Origin of the sequence: Streptomyces sp. HSW2009 (genome assembly GCF_040240285.1) — a bacterium.
Taxonomy (GTDB): Bacteria; Actinomycetota; Actinomycetes; order Streptomycetales; family Streptomycetaceae; genus Streptomyces.
On record NZ_JBEHZD010000496.1, the window covers coordinates 1 to 5,816 of the forward strand.

Genomic DNA, 5,816 nt, shown 5'->3' on the forward strand with positions numbered 1-5,816 from the left:
GGGGGGGGGGGCCGGGCGCGGCGGTGCGGCCCGGGCCGCGGCATCCGCGCCGGGCGGGGCCGCCGCGGGGGCGGGGACGGCGGTGGTCGGTTCGAGCGCGAGCGCGAGGGCACGCCGGAGAACGCGCAGCTCATCTGCGCTGAACGCCATACCGCCTCGCGATCCATAGGGCGTGGGCATGAAACGACTTTAAGTGCTTACCAGACAAATGTCGCTTAGTGCGCGGTACCGGGCGTGCCCTGCTTGCGCCTTGGGCGGGGTGCGCAGGTGGGTGGAGGTACGCGTCTGGGTGGGGCGGGGCGCGGGCTGTGAGTGGGAGTGCGCAGGTGGGCGCGGGCGCGGGGTGCGGGCGGGGCCGCCGTCGTACGGCCGTACCGTCGTCCGGTCGTACCGCCGTACGCGCCGATCGGCGAAGAAGTGGGCGGGTAGCGGGCCGGGCTCGGGCGGAACTCCGGCCGGGCTCGGGATCGGTGCCGGGGTGTTGTCGCTGGGCCAGGTGGCGGGTGGGAATCCGCAATACCGGTCCGTGTGATCGGACAAGGCGATGGCCAGAACACGCGGCGACCTAAAGCGAAGAATTACGAGCCGTTTCGCGCTTATGTGAACGGAAACAAGCGGGGATGAGCAACCGGCGAGAAGTGCACCACGAGAAGGAGAATTCGGCGGCCACCGAACCCCGGTCGGAACACGGACGCGGAACACGGACGCGGAACACCGGCTTCGACCGCGCGCCATGCGCCGAAGACGCCACCCGGACCGCACACGGCACAGCCGTAACTCCCCGCTCCGCGCGGGACCAGCCCGCCGGTACGCGTCGTACGCGCCGCGCCCGGGCCCAGCCATTCCGCGACCGGGCGCGGCAGCGGACCGGGCGCGCCGGCGGATGAGTTACGGCGGCGGGCCCGGCCCCGGAAGACCGGCCCGCCTTGGCAGGGGAGCGGGCGCCCGGGTGGGGCGGGGCCGGCCCGGGAGCGGATCGCGCGCAGGGGCGGGGCCCGGCCCGGAAGCGGATCAGGCGGGGCAGCGGATCACGTGCGGGAGACGTTGCGCTCGTAGACCAGGCGGAGCCCTATCAGCGTGAGCCAGGGCTCGTGTTCGTCGATGACGGCGGCTTCGCCGAGGACCAGCGGGGCGAGGCCGCCGGTGGCGATGACGGTGACGTCGTCGGGGTCGTCGGCCAGTTCCCTGGCCATCCGGGCCACCACGCCGTCCACCTGGCCGGCGAACCCGTACAGGATGCCGGACTGCATGGCCTCGACCGTGTTCTTGCCGATCACGCTGCGCGGGCGGGCCAGTTCGATCTTGCGGAGTTGGGCGCCCTTGACGCCGAGCGCCTCCACGGAGATCTCGATGCCGGGGGCGATGACGCCGCCGACGTACTCGCCGCGCGCGCTCACCGCGTCGAACGTGGTCGCCGTGCCGAAGTCCACGACCACGCACGGGCCCTCGTAGAGCTCGACCGCCGCCAGCGCGTTGATGATGCGGTCGGCGCCGACCTCCTTGGGATGGTCCATCAGGATCGGCACGCCGGTCTTGACGCCCGGCTCGACCAGGACGGCCGGCACGTCGCCGTAGTAGCGGCGGGTGACCTCGCGGAGCTCGTGCAGGACCGAGGGGACGGTGGAACAGATGGCGATGCCCTCGATGCCGTCGCCGAGTTCCTCGCCGAGCAGCGGGTGCATGCCCATCAGGCCGTGCAGCAGTACGGCCAGTTCGTCGGCGGTGCGGCGGGCGTCGGTGGAGATGCGCCAGTGCTCGACGATCTCCTCGCCGTCGAACAGGCCGAGCACGGTGTGCGTGTTGCCGACGTCGATGGTGAGCAGCATCAGTCCTCCTCCCGCAGGTCCAGGCCGATGTCGAGAATGGGCGACGAGTGGGTGAGCGCGCCGACCGCGAGGTAGTCCACGCCCGTCTCCGCGTACGCGCGCGCGTTGTCCAGCGTGAGCCGGCCCGATGACTCCAGCTTGGCCCGGCCGGCGACCAGGGCGACGGCCTCCCGGGTCTGCTCGGGCGTGAAGTTGTCCAGCAGGATCAGCTCGGCGCCCTCCGCGAGCACCGGCTCGATCTGGTCGATCCGGTCCACCTCGACCTCGATCGGCAGCCCCGGGAACTCCTCCCGTACCGCCTTGAACGCCGCCGCCACGCCACCGGCCGCGATCACGTGGTTGTCCTTGATCAGCGCCGCGTCCGAGAGCGACATGCGGTGGTTGACGCCGCCGCCGCAGCGCACCGCGTACTTCTCCAGGGCGCGCAGCCCGGGCGTGGTCTTGCGGGTGTCGCGGACGGCGGCGCCGGTGCCCTCCAGCGCGTCCGCCCAGGCGCGGGTGGCGGTGGCGACGCCGGACAGTCGGCACATCAGGTTGAGCGCGCTGCGCTCGCCGGTCAGCAGGTCGCGGGTGCGGGTGCGGACGGTCAGCAGCTTCTCGCCCGCGGCGACCCGGTCGCCGTCCTCGGCGTGCCGCTCGACCTCGAACGCGTCGGTGCACACCACCGACAGGATCGCCTCGGCGATCCGAAGGCCGGCCACCGTGCCGGCCTCGCGCGCGGTGAAGTCGCCGGTGGCCTGCGCGTCCTCGGGGATGGTCGCCACGGTGGTGACGTCCACGCCGCGGTCGAGGTCCTCCTCGATCGCCATGTGCGCGATGTCCTCGACCTGCACCGGGTCGAGCCCGGCGGTGACCAGCAGCGCGGCCAGGTCGGGGTCGAGCCCGCACTCCAGCGGATCGAGGCCGTACGCGCCGTCCGGCGCCCCGCAGCCGCAGCCGTCGCCGCAGCCACCGGCCCCGCCCGCTCCCCCGGCGGCCGGGCCGCCGATCTGGAGCAGCGGGAGGTCCGCTGGCTGGGTGCTGTCGTCGGGAGTGCTCACGGTCACGACTCCTGGATGAGGTCGGTGGGGCTGTCTTCGGCGGAAGGGGAACCGGCCGGGGCCTGTTCGGCGCCGGCGGGCGGCTCTGCGGAGGGTCCGGCGGACGGCTCTGTGGAGGGTCCAGCAGACGGCTCTGCGGAGGGTCCGGCGGTGGCCGGGGGCCGCTCGCCGGGGCCATATCGTACGGGCGGGAAGTCGGGGCTCTGCGACGGGCGGACGGCCAGCGTCCGGTCCGGGCGCAGGGTGACCAGCAGGTGGTGGCGCCAGGCGTCGTCCCGGTCCGGGCAGTCCTCGCGCCAGTGGCAGCCGCGGGTCTCCGCACGCCGCAGCGCGGCGGTGACCAGCGCCCGGGCGACCAGCAGCAGGTTGGTGGCCTCCCAGGTCTCCACGCCGGGCTCGGCGGTCTTGCCGTCGGCGGCGAGCGCCTGCGCGGCGTCCTCGTGCAACTGGTCGAGCTGCTGCGCGGCCCGCCGCAGGCTCGCTCCGGAACGCAGCACTCCGGCCCCCGTCGTCATGATCCGCTGCACGGCGAACCGTGCTTCGGGGGCGAGCAGGGGAGTCGGGTGGGTGGGCTGTGCCGACGGCGTTTCGGTGACCGCGGTGGGGTGGGGGGGCACGCTGCCGGCGGGGCTCGTGCGGGTGGTCGCCGTGGTGTCGGTGAGCGCGCTGGCGGAGGGGCTGGTGCCGGTGGTCGCGGTGCCTGCGGGGCTGGTGCCGACAGGAGCAGCCGGGGTGGTGGTGCCAGCGGGAGTGACGCCACCGGCAGCGGCGCCAGTGGCCGTCGTGCCAGCGGGAACGGTGCCGGCAGAGGTAGCTGACGCCGCGGTGCCTGCGGAGATCGTGCCGGCGGGAGCAGCCCCACCGGGAACGGCGCCGGCAGGCAGGGTGCGCGCCGTGATGTCGGCCGCGATGCGTTCCGCGAAGACCAGCCCTTCGAGGAGGGAGTTGGAGGCCAGCCGGTTCGCGCCGTGCACACCGGTGCAGGCCACCTCGCCGCAGGCGTACAGGCCCGGCACCGTCGTACGGCCGCGCAGGTCGGTCCGTACGCCGCCGCTGGCGTAGTGCGCGGCCGGGGCGACCGGGATCGGCTCGGTCACCGGGTCGATGCCGTGCGCCCGGCAAGCCGCGAGGATCGTCGGGAAGCGCTGCTCCCACATGGCGGCGCCGAAGTGCCGGGCGTCCAGGTACATGTGCTCGGCGCCGCGCTCCTGCATGCGGCGCGTGATGCCCTTGGCGACGATGTCGCGCGGGGCCAGCTCCGCGAGTTCGTGCTGGCCGACCATGAACCGGGTGCCGTCGGCGTCCACCAGGTACGCGCCCTCGCCGCGCACCGCCTCGGAGATCAGCGGCTGCTGGCCCTCAGCGTCCGGGCCGAGCCACAACACCGTCGGGTGGAACTGAACGAACTCCAGGTCGGAGACCTCGGCGCCGGCGCGCAGCGCGAGCGCCACGCCGTCGCCGGTGGAGACCGCCGGGTTGGTGGTCGCCGAGAAGACCTGGCCCATGCCACCGGTGGCGAGCACGACGTGCCGGGCCCGCACCGCCCCGACGCCGTCCCGCTGGCCCTCGCCCATCACGTGCAGGGTCACGCCCGCGGCCCGCCCCGCCCGGTCCCTGAGCAGGTCGAGCACGAGGGCGTTCTCGATGGTCTCGATCCGACCGGGGCGCACGGCGGGTGCGGCCGGGGCGGCCGGGGCTGCTGGGGCCTGCGGCGCGTCCGCGGCTTGCGGTGCGTCCGCTGCTCGCTGCGCGTCCGGTGCTCGCTGCGCGTCCGGTGTTGACAGGCGTGCCGGTGTCGGCGCCGGTGTGCCCGCCGTGCGGACGGCCTCGACCAGCGCCCGGGATATCTCGGCGCCGGTCGCGTCACCGCCCGCATGGACGATGCGCCGGCGGTGGTGACCACCCTCGCGGGTGAGCAGGATCTCGCCGGTGGCGGCGTCGCTGTCGAAGTGCGCCCCGGTGGCGATGAGCCGGTGTACGGCGCCGGGGCCCTCGGTGACCAGGGTGTGCACGGCCGCCCCGTCGCACAGCCCGGCGCCCGCGACCAGCGTGTCGTCCCGGTGCTGCGCCGGCGTGTCGCCCTCGCCCAGGGCCGCGGCGATGCCGCCCTGGGCCCAGCGCGTGGACCCGTCGTCGAGCCTGGCCTTGGTGACGACGGTGACCGATGCGCCCGCCGCGGCGCAGCGCAGCGCCACCGTCAGCCCGGCCACGCCGGAGCCGACCACCACCACGTCGGCGTCGATCGCCCAGCCCGGTTCGGGCGCGTACAACCGCACGCCGGGGTCCTGGGCCGCGCCGGGGCCCAGGCCGCGGTCGGCCGCGTCCGCCACGGCGCCCGTGAAGTCCGCGGCGTCCGCGGAGTCCGTGAAGCCCGCGGCATCCGTGGGACGCGGGTCCGCGCCCGCGTGGCCGGTGCGGGGGCCTGCCCCGGGCTTGTCGGTCATGGCTTGCCTCCCCGGCCCACGAACTCCAGGCGGATGTTGTCGATGAGGCGGGTGGTGCCGACCCGGGCCGCGACCGCGAGCACCGCCTCGCCCACGTAGTCGTCGTCGACCTCGGTGAAGTTGGCCGGGTCGACCAGCGCCAGATAGTCGATGACCAGCGGTGGGTCGGCGCTGGTCGCCTCGGCCAGCACGGCACGCGCGGCCTCCCGCACGGCGCCCGGCGGCACCCGGTCCGCGGCCCGCGGTGGTGTGCCGGGCGCGGGCCTGGCGCGGATGGCGGCGCCCGCGACGGCGTGGCCCACCCCCGTGCCGAGGAGGCCGGGGCCGGTCGCGGCGGCGCCCGCCCTGCCGTTCAGACTCGGGGCCACGCCCGCCGTCAGCTCCGTCTCGCCCATCAGCGGCGTGGGGGGGGGGGGGGGGGGGGGGGGCCTTAAACCAGAGCGCCCCCCCCCCCCGCGCGGCGGGGGGGGGGGGGGGGGGGGGGGGGGGGAGAAGAGGGGGGGGGG

At 75.3% G+C, this 5,816-nt stretch carries 3 protein-coding genes and 3 pseudogenes; 1 reads left to right on the forward strand and 5 read right to left on the reverse strand.

Translation table 11 applies throughout. The features are described 5' to 3' along the window. From AAHZ94_RS27190 to AAHZ94_RS27215, 5 genes and pseudogenes are all read right to left on the reverse strand, one after another. Positions 1–180 (reverse strand): annotated as a pseudogene (locus tag AAHZ94_RS27190) (hypothetical protein); the annotation flags it as partial. An 848-nt stretch (positions 181–1,028) separates the two neighbouring features. Further along, entirely contained in the window at positions 1,029–1,826 is a 798-nt protein-coding gene (locus AAHZ94_RS27195; RefSeq protein WP_349996058.1) for a type III pantothenate kinase, read from the reverse strand. After that, positions 1,826–2,872 (reverse strand): carboxylating nicotinate-nucleotide diphosphorylase, encoded by a 1,047-nt coding sequence (gene nadC / locus AAHZ94_RS27200; protein WP_502964797.1) that lies wholly within the window; start codon positions 2,870–2,872, stop codon positions 1,826–1,828. Before nadC ends, AAHZ94_RS27195 begins: the two co-directional genes overlap by 1 nt. A 182-nt stretch (positions 2,873–3,054) precedes the next feature. Then, positions 3,055–5,172: pseudogene (locus AAHZ94_RS27210) on the reverse strand (L-aspartate oxidase); the annotation flags it as partial. Between the two features lie 134 nt (positions 5,173–5,306). After that, positions 5,307–5,612, reverse strand: coding sequence for a pantoate--beta-alanine ligase (locus tag AAHZ94_RS27215; protein ID WP_502964798.1), 306 nt, complete (start codon positions 5,610–5,612; stop codon positions 5,307–5,309). 4 nt (positions 5,613–5,616) lie between these two features. Here AAHZ94_RS27215 and AAHZ94_RS27220 point away from each other — a divergent pair. Continuing rightward, a pseudogene (locus AAHZ94_RS27220) lies at positions 5,617–5,816 on the forward strand (hypothetical protein); the annotation flags it as partial.

Excerpts from the sequence above, each read along its gene's own strand:
- AAHZ94_RS27195 (WP_349996058.1), bottom strand. The coding sequence starts at position 1,826 with ATGCTGCTCACCATCGACGTCGGCAACACGCACACCGTGCTCGGCCTG.